Source organism: Qipengyuania sp., assembly GCF_043423005.1.
Lineage (GTDB): Bacteria > Pseudomonadota > Alphaproteobacteria > Sphingomonadales > Sphingomonadaceae > Qipengyuania.
The window spans coordinates 1-20,061 of the sequence record NZ_JBHWMI010000081.1; the positions used below are offsets into that span (position 1 = coordinate 1).

Below are 20,061 nucleotides of genomic sequence, written 5' to 3' on the forward strand. Positions count from 1 at the left end.
ACGTCGATGTTGATCGGCGGCGGGGGCGCCATCGGCGGCGGCACCGTCTGCGGGACATCCTGCGGCGGCGGCGGCTCGTCCGGCGGTGGCGGGGGCGGCGGCGGCGGTTCGGTCACATCGACGGTGGTGACACGCTCGACAAGCTGCTGCGCGGCCTCATAGGCCAGGCCGGTGACGAGTGCATAACCAAGCGCGATATGGATGAGGGCAACGATGATGATCGCGACGACGCGACTGCCGCTCATCTGTTGGTCAGCATAAGCCATTCGGTTGCATCACTCCATTCCCTACCCGGCGGGGACCGGGCGATCGAGGTGCCGGCGGCAAGACGGGTTTCGACCCTTCGGCGGCACCGCACGTTCGTTTCGTCGGCTCGGGGGCCGAAACAATGTCCGGACCCAGGCCGGCATTGCATAAGGTAACCACACAAGCGACATTGAGGCAATAATGTAACATTGCCGCCTCTCCCAAGCCTTAGCTAGGAAGGTGGATGCCCGCAAACGCTTTATCGGTTAACAGCGGATTCACGGGTTTGCCGGCACGTTTCGCGGTTCGCGGGCTGTATTGACGCGACAGCGATCAGGTGTCTGCCGAAGCTCGAGCAGTTCTTTGAAAAGGCCTTTCTGACGATGATTCGATCCGCTTCTGCTGCCGCCTTGCTCGCCGCCCTTGCAGCGATGCCGCCGATTGCCCTGGCACAGGCAGGCTCCGGCGATGCGCGGACCGTGACTGCAGAAGCGGCGGGCCCGACCTATGCCGATCTGGTCGCCCTTGCCGATGGTGCACCCCTGGTCATTCATGCGCAGGTCCGCCGGCAGGCCGTGGTCGAGCCGGAACGCGCCCCGGGGCTCGCGCCGGGTCATGCCCGCCTCTATGTCCAGGCGGAAACCCGCTCGCTCCTCTCCGGGGTCGTTCCGGTCGGGGAAAGCCTGCGCTATCTGGTCGATGTGCCGCTGACCGCGCGGGGCAAGGTTCCCAAATTTGCCAAGCGCGACGTCGTCCTCTTCGCCCGACCCGTCGCCGGGCGGCCGGGAGAGGTGCAGCTGGTCGCCCCCGATGCCCAGCTTCCCTACACTCCGGCACTCGAAACGCGGCTGCGGCCGATCCTTGCGGAACTGCTTGCGCCCACCGCACCGTCGGCGATCACCGGCGTGGCCGAGGCGCTGGCGGTCGAGGGTACGCTGGCCGGCGAATCCGAAACCCAGCTGTTCCTCACCACCGCAGCCGGGACCCCGGTTTCGGTCACGGTGGTCCGGCGTCCCGGGCAGGAGCCGCGCTGGGGCGTATCGTGGAGCGAGATCGTCGATCAGGCGGCCAGCCCCCCGGCTCGCGGGACGCTTGGCTGGTACCGCCTTGCCTGCGCCCTCCCACCTGAATTGCCGGCGTCGGCGGTGGTCGCCGACGAGGGTGAGGCGCGCGCGCTTGCCATGCGCGACTATGCCTTCGTCATCGATGCCCTCGGCCCGTGCGAGCGGTCGACCGGCTGACGCCCGATCCTGCGCTTGCCTTGCGCTTTGCAAGCGAAGCCCCGCACGCTAGGCCGCCCGGCATGAGCCACCCCTTGCGCGTCGCCATCGCCGGTCTCGGCACGGTCGGCACCGGCGTCGTCCGCCTGATCGAAACCAATCGCGACATGATCGCGGCGCGCGCCGGCCGCCCGGTCGAGATCGTTGCGGTGACCGCACGCGACCGGTCTCGCCAGCGTCCCGTCGACCTCGACCGTTACGCCTGGGCCGACGATACGCTGGCGCTTGCCGCCCGCCCGGACGTCGACGTGGTGGTGGAACTGATCGGCGGGGCGGACGGGGCCGCGCTCGACCTCGCCCGCGCCGCGCTGACGCAGGGCAAGGGCCTCGTCACCGCCAACAAGGCGATGGTCGCCCATCATGGCCTCGACCTCGCCGAGACTGCCGCCGCCTCGGGCGCGCCGTTCGCTTTCGAAGCGGCGGTCGCCGGCGGTATTCCGGTGGTCAAGGGATTGCGTGAGGGGACGGCTGCCAATGCCCTGACCAGAATTTACGGCATCCTCAACGGCACCTCGAACTTCGTGCTTTCCGAAATGGAGCGGACCGGGGCCGAGTTCGGCGCCATGCTGGCCGAAGCCCAGGCCAAGGGCTTTGCCGAGGCCGATCCCAGTTTCGACATCGACGGCGTCGATGCTGCCCACAAGCTCGCCATCCTTGCGGCAATCGGCTTCGGTACGCGCATCGATTTTGCCGCCGTCCGGACCGAGGGTATCGCGCGGGTGCGGGCATCCGACATCGCCCAGGCCGATACGCTGGGCTATGTCGTGCGGCTGGTGGGTGTCGCCGCGCTCGAACCGGCGGCCGACAGCACCTCGCGCCTGTTGCAGCGGGTGCGCCCCTGCCTCGTTCCGTTTCGCCATCCGCTGGCTGCGGTGACCGGGGCGACCAACGCGGTCGTTGCTGAAGGCGACTTCTCCGGCCGCCTCCTGTTCCAGGGGGCGGGAGCGGGTGACCGGCCGACTGCCAGCGCCGTGGTCGCCGACCTGATCGAGATCGCCCGCGGCCAATGCGGGGCGCCGTTCTCGGTGCCGGTCTCGGCGCTTGCCGCCTGTCCGCCGGCCGATCCGGGCGATCGCATCGGGCGCGACTACATCCGCTTCACCGTAGCTGATCGTCCCGGGGTCCTTGCCGAGATCACCGCGGCGATGCGCGATGCCGATGTCTCGATCGAAAGCCTGATCCAGCGCGGCCGCGCTGCCGAGGGCGAGGCGGTGCAGGTGGCGATGGTGACGCATGAAGGCCCGGAACGCTGTGTCGCCATGGCGCTCGAACTGCTGCGCGACACGCCCAGCCTTACCGAGGCGCCTCTGGTGATGCCGATCCTGTCGGACTGACATCGGGCGGCGAGGCCGGGTCGACCCCGGCGGGGTCTTCCTCGCCGTCCTGTCCCTTCGCGTCGGGCGGTCTGTCGCCGAGAGGGGCTAGTCCACGTCCAATCCGGTCGGCATCCGATCCGGGCGGGGTTGCCGGTAGCTGCGAGAAGTCCACCATATAAGCGGGCGGCGGGGGGCACGGCGGAATGATGCACAGGCCCGAAATTGTCGCCGGTCCGCGGAATATACCCGGGCCGGCGACGTCGGGGGCTTGCGGATCGCCGGCATACATCGTCTCGCGGGCATAGCGTTCGCGCGCATCGTCGGCGCTGTAGAGGCGGTGTTCGGACCCGGCACGCCGGCCGCAGACGACGATCTCGCCCGAGATCGCAGCGGCATCCTCCTCGCGCGGGGTGCACTCGCGCAGCTCGTCGGCATCGGGCGGGGTCGTGTCGACCTTGATGTCGATTACGGTGGGCGGTGCGGCTACCGCATCGCCATCCTGCGCGAAGGCCGCGCCGGGCAGGCCGATAAGCACGGCCGGCATTGCTGCAAGGGCGACCCTCTGCAACCAGCCGACCCGCCCCCAGGCGGAGCGGGGCGGGACAGCGTCCCTCACCTGCCTCGACATGCCCCCCTCCAATGTCTATCGCGCCGCCTCGCATACGAATACGCAGCCGCGCTATCTCGCTTTTCCAGACAACCCTTCGAGGACTGAACCGCTTATGAACTCGCCTTCCCGGAACCCACTCGACCGTGTGCTGGTGCTCGAATTCGTCCGCGTCACCGAAGCGGCCGCGGTAGCTGCCAGCAAGCTGATCGGGCGGGGCGACGAAAAGGCGGCCGATGCCGCCGCGGTGGAGGCGATGCGCAAGGCGTTCGACACGCTCGAGATCGATGGCACGGTGGTCATCGGCGAGGGCGAGCGCGACGAGGCGCCGATGCTGTTCATCGGCGAAAAGGTCGGCGGGGCGCCGGGGGCCGGACCGCGGATCGATATCGCGCTCGACCCGCTCGAGGGGACGACCATCACCGCCAAGGCCGGGCCCAATTCGCTCGCCGTGCTGGCGGCGGCTGCCGAAGGCGGACTGCTCAACGCGCCCGACGTCTATATGGACAAGCTGGCGGTCGGTCCGGGCTATCCCGAAGGCATCATCGATCTGGCCAAGTCGCCGGCCGACAACGTTCGTGCCGTCGCCGCCGCCAAGGGCGTCGACCCGGCAGACATCATGGTCTGCGTCCTCGACCGCCCGCGCCATGCCGACCTCATCGCCGAACTGCGCGCGCTCGGTTGCGGGGTAGTGCTGATCGGGGATGGCGACGTCGCCGGGGTCATCGCGGTGACCGACGAGGACACCACGATCGACATGTACATGGGCCAGGGCGGCGCGCCGGAAGGGGTGCTGGCGGCGGCGGCCCTGCGCTGTGTCGGCGGCCAGTTCAATGGCCGGCTGGTGTTCCGCAACGAGGACGAGAAGGCCCGCGCGCGCAAATGGGGCATCGAGGATCTCGACCGGATCTACACCCGCGACGATCTGGTGAAGGGCGATTGCATCTTCGCTGCTACCGGGGTGACCTCGGGTTCGCTGCTCGAGGGGGTCAAGTACCGCCGCGGCGGAACGATGACCACCGAAAGCGTCGTGATGCGCGCCAGTTCGGGTACCGTGCGCTGGATCAGGGGCGAACATCGCCACGACTGACGGCCGGCGCCGGCGGGGACAGCCGGTGCCCTTCGTGTTGCATATCCCCGCCTCTCGGCTAGGCGGGGGCGGTCGCCGCTGACGGAGAATCGCTTCCGCATGAAGATCATGGCCGCCAATTCGAACCTGCCGCTGGCCCGGGCCATCGCCGGCTATCTCGAAACGTCGCTGGTGGATGCCGGGGTGCGGCGGTTCGCGGACGAGGAAATCTTCGTCGAGATTCACGAGAACGTCCGCGGCGAAGACGTGTTCGTCGTCCAGTCGACCTCTTATCCGGCGAACGACAATCTGATGGAATTGCTGATCTGCATCGATGCGCTCAAGCGCGCGTCGGCCCGGCGGATCACGGCGGTGGTGCCGTATTTTGGCTATGCGCGGCAGGATCGCAAACCCGGGCCGCGCACGCCGATCTCGGCAAAGCTGGTCGCCAACCTCATCACCGAGGCCGGCGCCGACCGGGTGCTCGCAGTCGACCTGCACGCAGGTCAGATCCAGGGCTTTTTCGATATCCCGACCGACAATCTCTATGCCGCGCCGGTGATGGCAGCCGACATCCAGGCCCGTTATGGCGCGCAGGACCTGATGGTGGTTTCGCCCGATGTGGGCGGCGTCGTGCGCGCGCGGGCACTGGCCAAGCGGCTCGACAACGCCCCCCTGGCGATCGTCGACAAGCGTCGTGACCGGCCCGGCGAATCGGAGGTCATGAACATCATCGGCGAGGTCGGCGGGCGGCACTGCATCCTGATCGACGACATCGTCGATTCGGGCGGCACCCTGTGCAACGCCGCGCAGGCTCTGCTCGACCAGGGGGCCAGCAGCGTCGCCGCCTATATCACCCACGGCGTTCTTTCGGGCGGCGCGGTGGCCCGGGTCGACAAGTCGGCGCTCAAGGAACTGGTCATTACCGATTCGATCCGCGCCACCGACGAGGCCAAGGATTCGAGCCGCATCCGCATCCTCACCATCGCCCCCCTGATCGGCGAAGCGGTCCGCCGCATCGCCGACGAAAGCTCGGTCTCGAGTCTGTTCGATTGAGCGCGCACTTCGACGCCGAACTCGCCATCGCCCACCGGCTGGCCGACGCGGCGAGGGGGGAAATCGCGCCGTTGTTCCGTTCGGGGGTCTTGGCAGAGCGCAAGAGCGATGCCTCGCCGGTCACCGAAGCCGACCGCGCGGCCGAGGCGGCGATGCGGCGGATTCTCGAGGTCGAAAGGCCGCAGGACGGGATCGTAGGCGAGGAATACGGGGTCACCGAGGGCCGTTCGGGCCGCCAGTGGGTGCTTGATCCGGTCGACGGGACCATCAGCTTCATGGTCGGCCGGCCGATCTTCGGCACGCTGATCGCGTTGCTGGAAGATGGATGGCCCGTCCTCGGCATCATCGACCAGCCGATCAGCGAAGAGCGCTGGGCCGGGCGTCTGGGTGCGCCGACCACGCTTAACGGACGCCCCGTGCGGACCCGCAGGTGCCGCGCGCTTGAGGACGCGGCGCTTGCCACCAGCAGCCCGCATTATTTTGATGCCGGCCAGGCCGAAGCCTACATGGCGCTCGCCCACAAGGTCGCCGGCAATGCGCGTCAGGGCATGATCGCCTATGGCGGGGACTGCTACAATTACGGCCTGCTGGCGAGCGGGCATGTCGACATCGTCTGCGAGGCGGGGTTGCAGGTCTTCGACTATGCTGCGCTCGTCCCCATCGTCGAGGGGGCCGGGGGCTCGGTCTCGGACTGGCAAGGCAATCCGCTGGACGACAAGAGCGACGGGACGATCATCGCGCTGGGCGATCCGGCGCGGCTCGACGATGTGCTGGAGGCAATGGGTTAAAGCGCGAAGTTAAGCCGGATACCCATCGTGTCGATGCCCGGGTTCTGCTGACTGTCGAAGATCTGGGCATTGCTGATATGAACCCAGCTCGCTTCCACCGACCAGCGTTCGGACAGGTTCAGGCCCACTGCGATTTCAGGTTCGAACAGGACGCGGCTGCCTAGATCGGTGCGGATGCCGGTCGCCGGATCGACGCGCCGTTCCGGGGCGTCGTGGACCACCAGGCCGATGCCCGGCCGCAGGTAGACGGGCCCGAGTTCGACCTTCCAGCTGAGGCCGGCGCCTGCAAAATTGGTGTCCCCGTCGGTGTTGACGGAGACGAAGACATAGGGTTGCGGCCGGCCGATCGCCCTGAGGGCGTCGATCTCGTCGAAGCGGTAACCCGCCTGGAGGTCGGCCCCGCCCTCTCCCGTGCCGAAGGTGAAAGGCGTGTCGACGCCGTGCGCATAGACGCCGCCATAGATCTCGTCCGCCGCAGCAGGCGGCGCAGCGAGCGCGAGCGGTGCGGCGGCAAGCGGGGCAAGGGCAGGCAGGCGAATGCGGGACATGGCGGATCCTCGGGCGAGCAGGAACCCCGCTTGCCCTGCAACAGCTTTCACGTTGCTTAAGCGCGAAGGCAGCGAGCGGGCGACAGGGGGCGGCGGATCGGCTAGGCGGCGGGCATGCAGACGACACTTAAGGGACGGATCGCGCTGGTCACGGGCGCCGCGCGGGGGCTGGGGTTTGCGATTGCCGAACGTCTCGCTGCGCGCGGCGCGCAGGTGTGGCTGAACGGCCGCGACCAGGCGGCGCTCGGCGAGGCAGCGGCCCGGATCGGGCGGGGCGTGCAAACCCTGGCGTTCGACATTGCCGACGATGGCGCGACGGGCGAGGCGTTCGCGCGCCTGGCACAGGGCGGCCTCGATATCCTGGTCAACAATGTCGGGCAGCGGGACCGGCGCGATCTTGCGCAACTGGCCCGCAGCGACATGGCGGCGCTGTTGGGGGTCAACCTCGTCGCCCCGTTCGACCTTGCCCGGCGGGCGGTGCCCCTGATGGCGGGCCGCGGGTCCGGGCGGATCGTCAACATCACCTCGATCGCGGCCGATATCGCCCGGGGCGACGTGCTGTACACCGCGTCGAAGGGCGGGCTTGCTGCCCTAACCCGGGCCCTTGCGGCCGAGCTCGGCCCCCTTGGTATCACCGTCAACGCGGTGGCGCCGGGCTATTTCGCCACCGATGCCAATGCCGCCATGGTCGAAGACCCGGCGATCGCAGCGCACCTTGCCCGCCGCACATCGCTTGGCCGCTGGGGCGAACCGGGGGAGATTGCCGGGGCGGTGGCGTTCCTCGCTTCGGACGAAGCGAGCTATGTCACGGGGCAGACGCTGGCGGTCGACGGGGGCTATCTGACCCACTTCTGACTTGCTTTTGCAAGCGCAGCGGCTATTTCGCGCCGCTTCACCGACACGTGATTCCTCGCCTGCCTGGCCACACGGGCTGCCAGGGCCGGCCTGAACGTGTCTCTGACAGGAGATGAAAATGCCCAAGCTGAAGACCAAGAGCGGCGTCAAGAAACGCTTCAAGCTCACTGCCACCGGCAAGGTCAAGCATGGTGTCGCGGGCAAGCGTCACCGCCTGATCAGCCACAATGCGAAGTACATCCGCCAGAACCGCGGCACCTCCGTCCTGTCCGAAAACGACTGGAAGGCGGTGAAGAAGTGGGCGCCTTACGGCCTCGACTGATCGCGCTGATTTAAGGAGAAACGGATATGCCTCGCATCAAACGCGGCGTCACCACGCGCCAGAAGCACAAGCGGCTGCTCGACCAGGCCAAGGGTTATCGCGGTCGTCGCAAGAACACCATTCGCATCGCGCGCCAGGCCGTCGAGAAGGCCGGCCAGTACGCCTATCGCGACCGCAAGGTCAAAAAGCGCAGCTTCCGCGCCCTGTGGATCCAGCGCATCAATGCCGCGGTCCGCGAAGAAGGCCTGACCTATTCGCAGTTCATGCACGGCACCAAGCTTGCCGGCATCGAGCTTGACCGCAAGGTTATGGCCGATCTCGCGATGAACGAGGGTGCGGCCTTCAAGGCGATTATCGCGCAGGCCAAGAACGCGCTTCCCGCCTGACCGAATATCGAGCTGAACGAAAACGGGGCACCCCTTGCAAAGGGTGCCCCTTTTTGTGCCCGGCGCTGGCCCCCGCCGCCGAAGCGGCGTAGCATCGGATGATGGCATCGCCCCCTCTTGAACCCGGACCGGAACTTGATGTCCGGTTCTTCGTCCCGCCGGACGATCTGGAGGCGTGCTTCAGCATCTTCTACCGGATCGAGGTGACCCCCGCGAAGGGGCGGACGATCGAGGATTACCTCCTCCCCGAATGGGCCAATATCCGCTTCAGCAGCTATACCTTGCCCTCGGCGATCATGCAGGACGGGCGCGAAGTGAGCGGCCGGTTCGTCGCCACCGGGCCGAGTTCGTGCGCAATCCGCTTCCGCCTTCAGCGCACCCGCATCTGGGGCATCGGCTTCCTGCCGCTGGGCTGGGCGCGCTTCATCGACTTGCCGGCCTCGGAACACGCCAACACCGTCCAGCAGGGGGAGAGCAGCAGCGCCTTTGCCCGCTTTGCGCCGCTGGTGCGAATCCTCTGCCGCCCCGAAAACGACGACGAGGCACAATATCAGCGAGCCGTAGAGTTCTTCCGCAACCTGGCCGGTCCCCCGCGCGACGAAGCCCGCATTCGTGCGATCCTGAAGGCGATGTACGATCCCCATCTCGCTCACGTCGGCGAACTGGCCGAGCGTGTCGGATTGACCAACCGCACACTCGAGCGCACCTGCCTGAGGCACTTCGGCTTTCCACCCCAGACGCTGCTGCGGCGCCAGCGAGCCATGCGCAGCCTTGCGTCCTTCATGCTGTCCGAAGATACCTCATGGCGCCAGACGTTCGACCAGCATTATCACGATCAGGCCCATTTCGTTCGCGAGTTCAAGGCCTTCATGGGCATGGGTCCAAGCGAATACGCACGCCTTCCCCACCCCATTCTCCGCGCCTTCATGGCCGAGCGCAATCGCGTGTGGGGGCCGGGCGTACCCTCGTTCGAGCCTCTCAACGCGAGGCTGGGCCAGACCACACCTTTCGGACCGGCTGCAAACTAGGACTTTAGGACCGGCGGCGATGCCGCTAGGGCGGCAGGCCTTCCTGTACCCCATCCGATCGTTGTGCCTTCATGACCACTCCCCAGTCCCTTCGTGACCAAGCTCTGTCCCGCATCGCCGCCGCTTCCGACCTCGATGCGCTCGAGGCGCTGAGGATCGAATATCTCGGCAAGCAGGGTTCGATTTCCGCCTTGCTCAAGACGCTCGGCCAGATGTCGCCGGAAGAGCGGAAGGCGCAAGGCCCCCTCATCAACGGTGCGCGCAGCGACGTCGCCGAGAGCCTCGCCGTGCGCAAAGCAGCGCTCGAAAATGAGGAGCTGGATGCACGGCTGGCCGGGGAAACCCTCGACCTGACGCTGCCCGCTCCGCAGGCGCTGCGCGGTTCGGTGCACCCGGTCAGTCAGGTGATGGACGAACTGGCGGAAATCTTTGCCGATCTCGGCTTTTCGGTCGCGACCGGACCGGAGATCGAAGACGACTGGCACAATTTCACCGCGCTCAACATGGCCGAAACCCACCCGGCCCGGGCAATGCACGACACCTTCTATTTCCCCGACACCGATGGCGATGGACGGCGGATGCTCCTGCGCACGCACACTTCACCGGTGCAGATCCGCAGCATGCTTGCCGAGGGCGCACCCTTGCGCATGATCGCGCCGGGGCGGGTCTATCGCAGCGACAGCGACGCCACCCATACGCCGATGTTCCATCAGGTCGAAGGGCTGGTCATCGACAAGGGTATCCACCTCGGCCATCTCAAGTGGACGCTGGAAACCTTTCTCAAGGCCTTCTTCGAGCGCGAGGACATCGTCTTGCGCCTCAGGCCCAGCTATTTCCCCTTCACCGAACCGAGCGTGGAGGCCGATGTGGGCTTCGCGATCGAGAACGGCCGCCGGGTCCTGGGCGGCGATGGCAATGTACCGGGGCATGGCTGGATGGAACTGCTTGGCAGCGGCATGGTCAACGCGCGGGTAATCGAGTTCGCGGGGCTCGATCCCGCCGAGTGGCAGGGTTTCGCCTTCGGGGTCGGGGTCGACCGCCTCGCGATGCTCAAATACGGGATGGACGATCTGCGCGCCTTCTTCGATGGCGACCAGCGCTGGCTGACGCATTACGGGTTTTCGGCCTTCGACCAGCCGACCCTCTCCGCAGGCGTAGGAGCGGCGGCATGAAGTTCTCGCTCGAATGGCTGAAAGACCACCTTGAGACCGATGCCTCCGCCGAAGAGATCGCGGCTGCACTCAACCGCATCGGCCATGAGGTCGAAGAGCTGGACGATCCGGCGCGCCGGCTGACGGGGTTCAAGGTGGCGCGGGTGCTCAGCGCCAGTCCTCATCCCGATGCCGACAAGCTTCAGGTACTCAGCGTCGACACCGGCTCGGGCGATCCGCTGACCGTGGTGTGCGGGGCGTCCAATGCGCGCGCCGGGATGACCGGCGTGCTCGGGCTTCCGGGTGCGGTGGTGCCGGCCAACGGCCTTGAATTGCGGCGCAGTGCCATCCGCGGGGTCGAAAGCAACGGCATGATGTGTTCGGTACGCGAGCTGGACTTGGGCGATGCGCATGAGGGCATCATCGAATTGCCGGATGATGCACCGGTCGGGGCCGATTTTGCCGACTATCATGGCACGTCCCCGGTGTTCGACGTGGCGATCACCCCCAACCGCCCTGATTGCATGGGGGTCTACGGCCTCGCGCGCGATCTGGCCGCCGCCGGGCTTGGCACATTGCGCCCGGTTGCGGTGCCGCAGATTGCCGCCACAGGCCCATGCGCCGCCGATATCCGTATTGCCGATCCCGAGGGGTGCCCGGCATTCTACGGACGAACGATCCGTGGCCTCCGCAACGGCCCCAGTCCCGACTGGCTTCAGCGGCGGCTGGTCGCGGCCGGGCAGCGGCCGATCTCGGCCATCGTCGATGCCACCAACTACCTGATGCTGACCTACGGGCGCCCGGCCCATGCCTATGATCTCGCCCGTCTCGACGGACCGGTCGAGGCACGCCGCGCCCGTGACGGTGAAACCGTCGAGGCGCTGAACGAGAAGACCTACACCCTCGATCCCGGCATGACGGTGATAGGCGATAGCACGGGGGTGCACGATATCGCCGGGATCATGGGCGGCGCCCATTCGGCAGTCGGCGAAACGACGACCGATGTGCTTCTCGAAATCGCCTATTTCGATCCCGAACGGATCGGCGTGACAGGCCGCAAGCTGGGCCTGGCGAGCGATGCGCGCACCCGCTTCGAACGTGGGGTCGACCCGGCCTTTCTCGATCAGGGGCTTGACCTTCTGACCGGCCTGATCGTTGACCTTTGCGGCGGTACGCCCAGCGAGGTGGTGCGCGTCGGCCAACCGCCGTGCGAGGCGAAAGTCATTCCTTTCGACCCCGGCCTGACCGCCCGGCTCGGCGGGGTTGCAGTGGACGATAACGAACAGCGGCGGATCCTCATCGCGCTCGACTTTGCGGTGGCGGCGGACTGGGCAGTCACCTGCCCGCCCCGCCGCCACGATATCGAGGGGCCCGCCGACCTGGTCGAAGAGGTGGTTCGCATCCATGGCCTCGACAAGGTGGAGAGCGTGGCGCTGCCCCGGGCCGAAGGTGTGGCCCGGCCGACCGCGACGCCCTTGCAGGTGACCGAGCGGCGATTGCGCCGCACCGCCGCGGCCCGGGGGTTGAACGAGGCGGTGACCTGGTCCTTCCTGCCGCAAGCCGATGCCGCGCAATTCGCCGAAGGCGCGCAGCTGTGGGTGCTCGACAATCCGATCAGTGAGGACATGAAGGCGATGCGCCCCTCGATCCTCCCCGGCCTGATCGCGGCGGCCAAGCGCAACGCCGACCGCGGGGCCGCCGAAAGCCGTCTGTTCGAGATTGGCCGCCGCTACCTGCGCGGTGAGAACGGACACAGCGATGAACGGCCGACGCTCGGCCTCGTCCTGGCGGGGCACCGGACACGGCGCGACTGGGCGAGCGGGAAGGCGTGCGGGTTCGACGCCTATGACGCGAAGGCCGAAGCGATGGCCCTTCTCGAGGCTGCCGGGGCGCCGGCGGCGAACCTGATGGTGATGGGCGAGGCCGGCGCGCAATTCCACCACGGCCAGTCGGGCACGCTGCGGCTGGGACCGAAGACGGTGCTGGCCCGCTTCGGTGCGCTGCATCCGCGCATCCTCAAGGCCTTCGACATGGCCGGGCCGGTCATGGCCGCCGAACTGTTCCTCGACGCCATCCCCCCGCGCCGGGGCGGCCGGGTGTTCGCGCGCCCGCCCTATGCCCCGCCGGCCTTGCAAGCCGTGACCCGGGATTTCGCGTTCCTCGTCCCGCAAGACCTTGCCGCAGGCGATCTCGTCCGCGCGGTTCGCGGGGCCGACAAGCAGGCGATCGTCGATGCCCGCGTGTTCGACATCTTCGCCGGGGCCGGGGTGCCCGAGGGGCAGAAGTCGCTGGGGCTGGAAGTGGTGTTGCAACCGCAAGCCAAGAGCTTCACCGATGACGACATCCGCGCGATCTCGGAGCGGATCGTCGCCGCGGCCGGCAAGCTTGGCGGGAGTTTGCGGGCATGAAGACTGCTTTGGTAACTGGCGCGACCGCGGGAATCGGCGCTGCCGCGGTCCGCACGCTGGTCGCCGCGGGCTGGCGCTGCATCGCGACCGGCCGGCGCGCCGAGCGGCTGGAGGCGCTGGTCGCCGAACTCGGGAGCGACAAGGTCCATCCCGCGGTGTTCGACGTGCGCGATACAGCGGCGATGGAAGCCGCGATCGCCCGCCTGCCGGAGGACTTTTCCGGCATCGACCTGCTGGTCAACAATGCCGGTCTTGCCCAGGGCCTCGGTCCGGCGCAGGAAGCCAGCCTCGACGCCTGGCGTACCATGATCGATACCAATGTGACTGCGATGGTCACGATCACCCGGACGCTGCTGCCGACCCTCGTCGCACGCAAGGGTGCGATCATCGCCATCGGCTCGGTTGCCGGCAGCTATGTCTATCCCGGTGCCAATGTCTATGCCGGGACCAAGGCCTTCGCGAACCATTTCACCCTCGCGCTGCGGGCCGACCTGCACGGCACCGGGGTCCGGGTGACCAGCATCGAGCCGGGTATGGTCGAGACCGAGTTCACCCTGGTGCGGACAGGAAGCCAGGATGCATCGGATGCACTGTATTCGGGTTTCCAGCCGATGACCGCAGAGGATATTGCCGAAACCATTCGCTGGATCGCCGAGCTGCCCCCGCATCTCAACGTCAACCGTATCGAACTGATGCCGGTCGATCAGGATTTCGCCGGCTTCCGCATCTCCCGCACCAGCTGACCCGGCCTTCGACGACCGCTTTCGCGCATCCCGCTGCGCTAATCAACGACACCTCGCACCGGCGAGGACCAGGAACCTCATCATGACGTCCAGCCGTCGCACCTTCGCGATCATCTCTCACCCCGACGCCGGCAAGACCACGCTGACGGAGAAGCTGCTGTTGCAGGGCGGGGCGATCCACCTTGCCGGCGAAGTCAAGGCGCGCGGCCAGGCCCGGCGGGCACGGTCGGACTGGATGAAGATCGAGCAGCAACGCGGAATCTCGGTCACCTCCAGCGTGATGACCTTCGAGCGCGACGGCATCACCTTCAACCTGCTCGACACCCCGGGACACGAGGACTTTTCCGAAGATACCTACCGCACCCTGACCGCGGTCGATTCGGCGATCATGGTGGTCGATGCCGCGAAGGGCATCGAACCACAGACGCGCAAGCTGTTCGAGGTCTGCCGCCTGCGCAGCGTGCCGATCATCACCTTCGTCAACAAGGTCGACCGCGAAGGGCGGCCGGTGTTCGAGCTGCTCGACGAGATCGCCGATATGCTGGCGCTCGACGTCAGTCCGCAGGCATGGCCGGTGGGCATGGGCGGCCAGTTCGAGGGGGTCTACGATTTCTCCACCGGCATGATCGCGCGTCCCGAGGGGCCGTCGAAGGAGTTCCAGGGCACGCGCGAAGCGGCCGACCTGCCGCCCGAGGTGGCCGAGAGTGTCGAGCTGGCGCAGATCGGCTATCCCGAATTCGACCTTGCCGCATACCGCAACGGCGACCTCACTCCGGTGTATTTCGGCAGCGCGCTGAAGAACTTCGGCGTGACCGAACTGATCGAGGCCATCGCAAACCATGCCCCGCCGCCGCGGCCTCAGCCCGCCGGGGACGACGAGATCGCACCGACCCGCGATGAGGTGACCGGGTTCATCTTCAAGGTTCAGGCGAACATGGACCCCAACCACCGCGACCGGATTGCGTTCATGCGCCAGGTTTCGGGCACGTTCCGCCGCGGAATGAAGCTTACGCCCAGCGGCCTCGGCAAGCCGATCGCGATCCATTCGCCGATCCTGTTCTTCGCGCAGGACCGCGAGATCGCCGATACCGCGGAGGCCGGCGACATCATCGGCATTCCCAACCATGGCACGCTGCGCGTTGGCGACACTTTGAGCGAAAAGAACCAGGTACGCTTCACCGGTTTGCCCAACTTCGCGCCTGAAATCCTGCGCCGCGTTCAATTGCGCGATCCCACCAAGACCAAGCAGCTGCGCAAGGCGCTCGACGACCTGTCCGAGGAGGGTGTGATCCAGGTGTTCTATCCCGAGATCGGCGCCCAGCATATCGTTGGCGTCGTCGGCCAGCTTCAGCTGGAAGTGCTGACTTCCCGGCTCGAGGCGGAATACAAGGTCGAGGCCGGGCTCGAACCGTCTCCCTTCGCCACGGCCCGCTGGCTCAAGGGGGATGCGGCGGCGCTGGCGGAATTCGAGACCTACAATCGTGCCAATCTCGCGCGGGATCGTGATGGCGACCTCGTCTTCATGGCGAAGAGCCCGTGGGACGTGAACTATCAGCAGGAACGCAATCCCGGCATCACGTTCTCGGCCACCAAGGAGCGATAGGGTTGCGAGCCCGATGGCTTCGCGGCATGGGCGCGCAATGCTGAACGGTCCGACTTCGCAAACCTTCATTTCCCAGCGCCTGCGCCTCAATTACCTCGATTGGGGCAAGAAGGACGCGGCTGGCAACGAGAAGCCGCCGCTGGTGCTGGTCCATGGCGGGCGCGATCATGCGCGCAGCTGGGACTGGGTGGCGCAGGCCCTTGCCGGCGAATGGCACGTGACGGCGTTCGATCACCGCGGACATGGCGATTCGGACTGGGTTGGTGACGGCAATTACGTCGTCAGCGACATGGTCTACGATCTGGCACAGTTCGTACACCAATTGGGGCGCGGGCCGGTGACGATCGTCAGCCATTCGATGGGGGGCAACGTCGCGCTGCGCTACGCCGGCTTCGTTCCCGACATGGTACGCAAGCTGGTCGCGATCGAGGGGCTCGGCCCCAGTCCCGAACGCCAGGCGGAGGATCGCGCCGTCCCCTATCCCGAGCGGATGGCCGAATGGATCGCCAAGAAACGCGCCGCCTCGGCCCGGACGCCCCGCAAATACGAAAGCATCGAGGCGGCCTTTCGCCGGATGATCGAGGAAAACAGCTATCTCACCGAACGCCAGGCGCGCCACCTGACGGTCCACGGGGTCAACAAGAACGAGGACGGCACCTACAGCTGGAAGTTCGATCCGCATCTCAATGTCTGGCCGATCGAGGATGTGGCCGACGACTTTCTCCACCAGACCTGGGGGGCGATCACCGCGCCGACCCTGCTGCTCTACGGCGCCGACAGCTGGGCATCCAATCCCGAGCGCGACGGGCGCCTGGCGCATTTCAGGACCGCACGAGTGATCGAGTTCGAGAATGCCGGCCATTGGCTGCACCACGATCAGTTCGACCGGTTCATGGCGACACTCGCAGATTTTCTGTGATTTGGCGGGCACGCCCCCGCGCTTCAACGCATTGAGCCCTGCGTGCGTCTGACTTTTGCCAGCTACAACATCCACAAGGCGGTAGGGATGGATCGCCGCCGCGATCCCGACCGCATCATGTCGGTCCTTCATGAGATCGACGCCGACGTGATCGCCCTGCAGGAAGCCGACCGGCGGATCGGTGCGCGCGAGGCGACGATTTCGCGCGCTGCCATCGACGACAGTCCGTGGCGGCTGGTTCCGGTCGCCAAGCGCCCGCGCAGCATCGGCTGGCACGGCAATGCCCTCTTGGTGCGGCGGGACCTGCCGATCCACCAGGGCGAGCCGATCGACATGCCGACGCTGGAACCACGCGGCGCGGCCTGCGGCGAGGTCACCGTCGATGGTGCGCGCATCCGCATCATCGGCACTCACCTCGACCTGTCGGGTCTGCGCCGGCGCGAACAGATCCGCACGCTGATCGGGGTAGTGCGCGAATGCGACCGGGGCCTGCCGACCGTGATCATGGGGGATTTCAACCAATGGGGCCGTGCGACCGGCGCGATGCGCGAATTCGCCGATGGCTGGCAGGTCATCACTCCAGGCAAGAGCTATCCCAGCCGGCAACCGATCGCCTCGTTCGACCGGTTCTGCGTCACCCGCCACTGGTCCTGCATCAGGACGCAGGTCCATCATACCGCGCTGTCCGCAGTCGCCAGCGACCACTTGCCGATCGTCGCGATGCTCGAACTGGTGGGGGCGGACGGCGCCTAGTCGTCAGGCGCCGAGTTTCGCCTGCACGAAATCCGCGCAGCGTTCGCCGATCATGATGCTGGGCGCGTTGGTATTGCCGGAGACCACCCGCGGCATCACGCTGGCATCGGCGACCCACAGGTTCGCGATGTCATGCGAGGCCAGCGTGGGATCGACCACCGCGTCCCTGTCGGAGCCCATGCGGCATGTGCCGGCGGGGTGATAGACCGTATCCGCGCGGTTGCGGATAAGGGCATCGAGCTGGTCGTCGTCATCGAGGTCGATCGGGTAGCGGTCCTGCGGATCGTAGCGCGCGAGGCTGGGCGAACTGGCGATCCGGTGCGAAAGGCGAACGCCTTTGCGCAGCACGGCGATGTCGCGTTCGTCGTCGAGGAAATTGGGATCGATCCGGGGTGCGTGCGCGGCATCGCGGCTATCGAGGCGAACGGTTCCGCGGCTTTCGGGCCGCAGGACGCAGGCGTGCAGCGAAAAGCCATGGCCGCGCACGCTGGTGCGGCCGTGGTCCTCGAGCATTGCGGGGACGAAATGCCATTGCACGTCGGGTGCCGGAGCATCGTCCATCACCGTCCAGAACCCCCCGGCCTCGGCATAGGGAGTGGTCATCACTCCGGTCTTGTGGCGCCGGTGTTCGAATACGGCCTTCGCCATGCGCAGGGTGCCGGCGATGCTCCGCCCGATGAAATCCTGGCTTTCGCTCTGCCAGCTCGAAACATAATCGATATGGTCCTGCAGGTCAGAGCCTACCGCCGGCTTGTCGACCAGCGGTTCGATGCCGTGTTCGCGCAAGTGATTGGCGGGGCCGATACCCGACAGCATCAGGATCTGCGGCGAATTGAAAGCACCGCCTGACAGGACCACCCCGCCGCGCGCCTTCACGGTCCGGCGGCGATCGCCCGCCGCATAGGTCACGCCGACCGCCCGGCCGTCTTCGATGTCGATCTGTTGAACGGTCACGCCGATGCGCACATCGAGATTGCGTGAGCCTCGCAGCGGCTCGACATAGGCGCGCGAGGATGACCAGCGTTCGCCATCCTTCTGGGTCACCTGATAGATGCCGAAACCGTCCTGCCGCTCTCCGTTGAAGTCGTCGTTGCGCGGCAATTGCAGTTGTGCGGCGGCCTCGACAAAGGCGTAGCTTCCCGGATTGGCGTATTTCTGGTCCGAAACCCATAGGGGCCCGTCGTCACCGTGGAAGGCGTCGCTGCCCCGCACATTGTGTTCGGCCTTGCGGAAGTAGGGAAGCACATCGTCATAGCCCCAGCCATGACAGCCGAGCGCCGCCCAGTTGTCGTAATCCCAGCGATTGCCGCGGATATACACCATCGCGTTGATCGCCGAGGAACCGCCCAGTCCCTTGCCGCGCGGTTGATAGCCCCGGCGCCCGTTCAGGCCTTTCTGCGGCACCGTCTCGTAGCGGTAGTTCGCCGCCGGGTTCTGGAACGCCAGCATGCCCGGGACGGTGATCTTGGATCCGGTGTTGCGCCCGCCGGCCTCGAGCAGGCAGACCGTGCGCCCCGCCTCGGCCAGTCTCCCGGCAACCGCGCTGCCGGCGCTGCCCCCGCCGATGACGACCACGTCGAATTCATCCATGTCACCTCTCCTCGAGGCGACGGTATTGCGCGCCTTGCCGCCGGGCAATGCGTTTAGTGCAATGTCCGGGGTTTATACGCAGCGCGCGACGCTGCCGTCACCCCGCGCTCGCCTCGCGCTTTTCCTCGAGTTCGCGGAGCCGGCGATTGCGCTGCACCATGTTGAGCATTTCGACCCCCACCGAAAAGCCCATTGCGGCATAGATGTATCCCTTGGGCACATGGAAACCGAAGGCATCGGCGATCAGCACGAGGCCGATCATCACGAGGAAGGCCAGCGCCAGCATCACCAGCGTCGGGTTCTTCTCGATGAAGCGCGCCAGCGGATCGGCTGCCACCATCATGATGCCGACGGTAATGATCACCGCCGTAACCATGATCGGAATGTCGTCGGTCATGCCGACCGCGGTCAGGATCGAATCGACCGAGAAGACGATGTCGATCGCGATGATCTGGGCGATCACTGCCCCGAAACTGGCTTTCGCCGCGTCGGCAATGCCCGGGGTCTTGTCGAGGATGTCGCCCGAATTGTCTTCGGGTTCCATCGAATGGTGAATTTCCTTGGTTGCCTTCCACAGCAGGAACAGGCCGCCGACCAGCAGGATGAGGTCGCGCCCGGAAAAGGCCGTCTCGAAGCTGGCCTTGTTGGTGCCCTCCACCGGCGGCCCGGTGATGCCGAGATCGAACAGCGGCGTTTGCAGGGTCACCAGCCAGCCGATCAGCAGCAGCAAACCGATCCGCATGATGAGCGCGAGCGCCAGCCCGATGCGGCGGGCGCGCTGCTGCTGTTCGACCGGCAGCTTGTTGGACAGGATGGCGATGAAAATGAGGTTGTCGACCCCCAGGACCACTTCGAGCGCGATCAGGGTCAGAAGGGCGAGCCAGGTTGCCGGGTCGCTGAGCAGGGCCATGATATCCATGCGCGGCCCTTGCCCGTTTCAACCGGGCCAGACAAGCGGTTGTCCGCCCCTTCCCGGTGTCGTCGATTGAGGTAAGGGCGACGAAAAAGGCGTCATGATGCTAAACTGTTCGCCTACGCGTTCAATTCGCGTTATGCGTTGCCTTGAGCGAGGGGTGGCCGGCAGCTTTGCGAGCAACCTTTCGTCTCGGCGCGCCCAGCAGTCCGCGTGCCGAGCTTTGGGTAGTGGGACTGCGACAAGGTACGACTGGAATTATGGGTTACGACAGAGGACGCCGTCGGGGGCGGGACAAGCGGGACGGTTTCGGAGAGGATAATTTCGATCCGTTCGGTGGCTCCGGCGGAGGCGGTTTCGAACAGCGCGGTGGCGGTTATGGCGGGGGCGGTGATCGCTTCGGCGGTGGCGGCGGCGACCGATTCGGTGGCGGCAATCGCGGCGGTGGCGGCGGCGGCTTTGGCGGCGGCGGCGGTAATT

General features: G+C 66.6%; 19 protein-coding genes and 2 pseudogenes. 16 read left to right on the forward strand and 5 right to left on the reverse strand.

What is annotated here, in order from left to right; genetic code table 11:
• Positions 1-266 (reverse strand): annotated as a pseudogene (locus tag ACHFFA_RS11370) (energy transducer TonB); the annotation flags it as partial.
• A gap of 363 nt (positions 267-629) precedes the next feature.
• On the opposite strand from ACHFFA_RS11370, the gene ACHFFA_RS11375 reads away from it, so the two are divergent.
• Both ACHFFA_RS11375 and ACHFFA_RS11380 read left to right on the forward strand, forming a co-directional pair.
• Positions 630-1,487: a hypothetical protein gene (locus ACHFFA_RS11375; protein WP_394270950.1), complete on the forward strand. Its 858-nt coding sequence runs from the start codon at positions 630-632 to the stop codon at positions 1,485-1,487.
• Between the two features lie 62 nt (positions 1,488-1,549).
• Positions 1,550-2,860, forward strand: a complete 1,311-nt coding sequence (locus ACHFFA_RS11380; protein WP_394270951.1) for a homoserine dehydrogenase — start codon at positions 1,550-1,552, stop codon at positions 2,858-2,860.
• Here ACHFFA_RS11380 and ACHFFA_RS11385 read toward each other — a convergent pair.
• Positions 2,820-3,470, reverse strand: a complete 651-nt coding sequence (locus ACHFFA_RS11385; RefSeq protein WP_394270952.1) for a hypothetical protein — start codon at positions 3,468-3,470, stop codon at positions 2,820-2,822. The genes ACHFFA_RS11380 and ACHFFA_RS11385 overlap by 41 nt on opposite strands.
• 94 nt (positions 3,471-3,564) lie before the next feature.
• Between ACHFFA_RS11385 and glpX the strand changes: the two genes are divergently transcribed.
• The 3 genes from glpX to ACHFFA_RS11400 all read left to right on the forward strand — a co-directional run bounded on the left by glpX (position 3,565) and on the right by ACHFFA_RS11400 (position 6,362).
• Positions 3,565-4,539: a class II fructose-bisphosphatase gene (gene glpX / locus ACHFFA_RS11390; protein WP_394270953.1), complete on the forward strand. Its 975-nt coding sequence runs from the start codon at positions 3,565-3,567 to the stop codon at positions 4,537-4,539.
• A 99-nt stretch (positions 4,540-4,638) separates the two neighbouring features.
• Complete coding sequence (locus ACHFFA_RS11395; RefSeq protein WP_394270954.1) at positions 4,639-5,574, forward strand: ribose-phosphate pyrophosphokinase; 936 nt, start codon at positions 4,639-4,641, stop codon at positions 5,572-5,574.
• Positions 5,571-6,362 (forward strand): inositol monophosphatase family protein, encoded by a 792-nt coding sequence (locus ACHFFA_RS11400; protein ID WP_394270955.1) that lies wholly within the window; start codon positions 5,571-5,573, stop codon positions 6,360-6,362. Before ACHFFA_RS11395 ends, ACHFFA_RS11400 begins: the two co-directional genes overlap by 4 nt.
• On the opposite strand, the gene ACHFFA_RS11405 is transcribed toward ACHFFA_RS11400, so the two are convergent.
• Positions 6,359-6,910: an acyloxyacyl hydrolase gene (locus ACHFFA_RS11405; RefSeq protein WP_394270956.1), complete on the reverse strand. Its 552-nt coding sequence runs from the start codon at positions 6,908-6,910 to the stop codon at positions 6,359-6,361. The two genes, ACHFFA_RS11400 and ACHFFA_RS11405, sit on opposite strands and share 4 nt — an antisense overlap.
• Positions 6,911-7,024: 114 nt before the next feature.
• On the opposite strand from ACHFFA_RS11405, the gene ACHFFA_RS11410 reads away from it, so the two are divergent.
• The 10 genes from ACHFFA_RS11410 (at position 7,025) to ACHFFA_RS11455 (ending at position 17,078) form a co-directional block, all read left to right on the forward strand.
• Complete coding sequence (locus ACHFFA_RS11410; protein ID WP_394270957.1) at positions 7,025-7,765, forward strand: SDR family oxidoreductase; 741 nt, start codon at positions 7,025-7,027, stop codon at positions 7,763-7,765.
• Positions 7,766-7,883: 118 nt separating this feature from the next.
• Positions 7,884-8,087, forward strand: a complete 204-nt coding sequence (gene rpmI / locus ACHFFA_RS11415; protein WP_394270968.1) for a 50S ribosomal protein L35 — start codon at positions 7,884-7,886, stop codon at positions 8,085-8,087.
• Between the two features lie 26 nt (positions 8,088-8,113).
• Entirely contained in the window at positions 8,114-8,473 is a 360-nt protein-coding gene (rplT, locus tag ACHFFA_RS11420; protein ID WP_394270958.1) for a 50S ribosomal protein L20, read from the forward strand.
• A gap of 101 nt (positions 8,474-8,574) precedes the next feature.
• Positions 8,575-9,501, forward strand: a complete 927-nt coding sequence (locus ACHFFA_RS11425; RefSeq protein WP_394270959.1) for a helix-turn-helix domain-containing protein — start codon at positions 8,575-8,577, stop codon at positions 9,499-9,501.
• A gap of 71 nt (positions 9,502-9,572) precedes the next feature.
• A complete protein-coding gene (pheS, locus tag ACHFFA_RS11430) occupies positions 9,573-10,673 on the forward strand; it encodes a phenylalanine--tRNA ligase subunit alpha (RefSeq protein WP_394270960.1) in 1,101 nt (366 codons plus the stop codon).
• Positions 10,670-13,060 (forward strand): phenylalanine--tRNA ligase subunit beta, encoded by a 2,391-nt coding sequence (gene pheT / locus ACHFFA_RS11435; RefSeq protein ID WP_394270961.1) that lies wholly within the window; start codon positions 10,670-10,672, stop codon positions 13,058-13,060. The genes pheS and pheT overlap by 4 nt, the downstream gene beginning before the upstream one ends.
• Positions 13,057-13,803 carry an SDR family NAD(P)-dependent oxidoreductase gene (locus ACHFFA_RS11440; protein WP_394270962.1) on the forward strand — a complete coding sequence of 249 codons (747 nt, stop codon included), beginning with the start codon at positions 13,057-13,059 and terminating at the stop codon, positions 13,801-13,803. Before pheT ends, ACHFFA_RS11440 begins: the two co-directional genes overlap by 4 nt.
• An 82-nt stretch (positions 13,804-13,885) precedes the next feature.
• The gene (locus tag ACHFFA_RS11445; RefSeq protein ID WP_394270963.1) at positions 13,886-15,406 is read left to right on the forward strand and encodes a peptide chain release factor 3; all 1,521 of its coding nucleotides are present in this window, start codon (positions 13,886-13,888) and stop codon (positions 15,404-15,406) included.
• A 37-nt stretch (positions 15,407-15,443) separates the two neighbouring features.
• A complete protein-coding gene (locus ACHFFA_RS11450; RefSeq protein ID WP_394270964.1) occupies positions 15,444-16,325 on the forward strand; it encodes an alpha/beta fold hydrolase in 882 nt (293 codons plus the stop codon).
• 42 nt (positions 16,326-16,367) lie between these two features.
• Positions 16,368-17,078, forward strand: a complete 711-nt coding sequence (locus ACHFFA_RS11455) for an endonuclease/exonuclease/phosphatase family protein (protein WP_394270965.1) — start codon at positions 16,368-16,370, stop codon at positions 17,076-17,078.
• A gap of 3 nt (positions 17,079-17,081) precedes the next feature.
• Here ACHFFA_RS11455 and ACHFFA_RS11460 read toward each other — a convergent pair whose 3' ends face one another.
• Both ACHFFA_RS11460 and ACHFFA_RS11465 read right to left on the reverse strand, forming a co-directional pair.
• Positions 17,082-18,668, reverse strand: a complete 1,587-nt coding sequence (locus ACHFFA_RS11460; protein WP_394270966.1) for a GMC family oxidoreductase — start codon at positions 18,666-18,668, stop codon at positions 17,082-17,084.
• A gap of 97 nt (positions 18,669-18,765) precedes the next feature.
• A complete protein-coding gene (locus tag ACHFFA_RS11465) occupies positions 18,766-19,587 on the reverse strand; it encodes a TerC family protein (protein WP_394270967.1) in 822 nt (273 codons plus the stop codon).
• A 254-nt stretch (positions 19,588-19,841) separates the two neighbouring features.
• On the opposite strand from ACHFFA_RS11465, the pseudogene ACHFFA_RS11470 reads away from it, so the two are divergent.
• A pseudogene (locus tag ACHFFA_RS11470) lies at positions 19,842-20,061 on the forward strand (cold-shock protein); the annotation flags it as partial.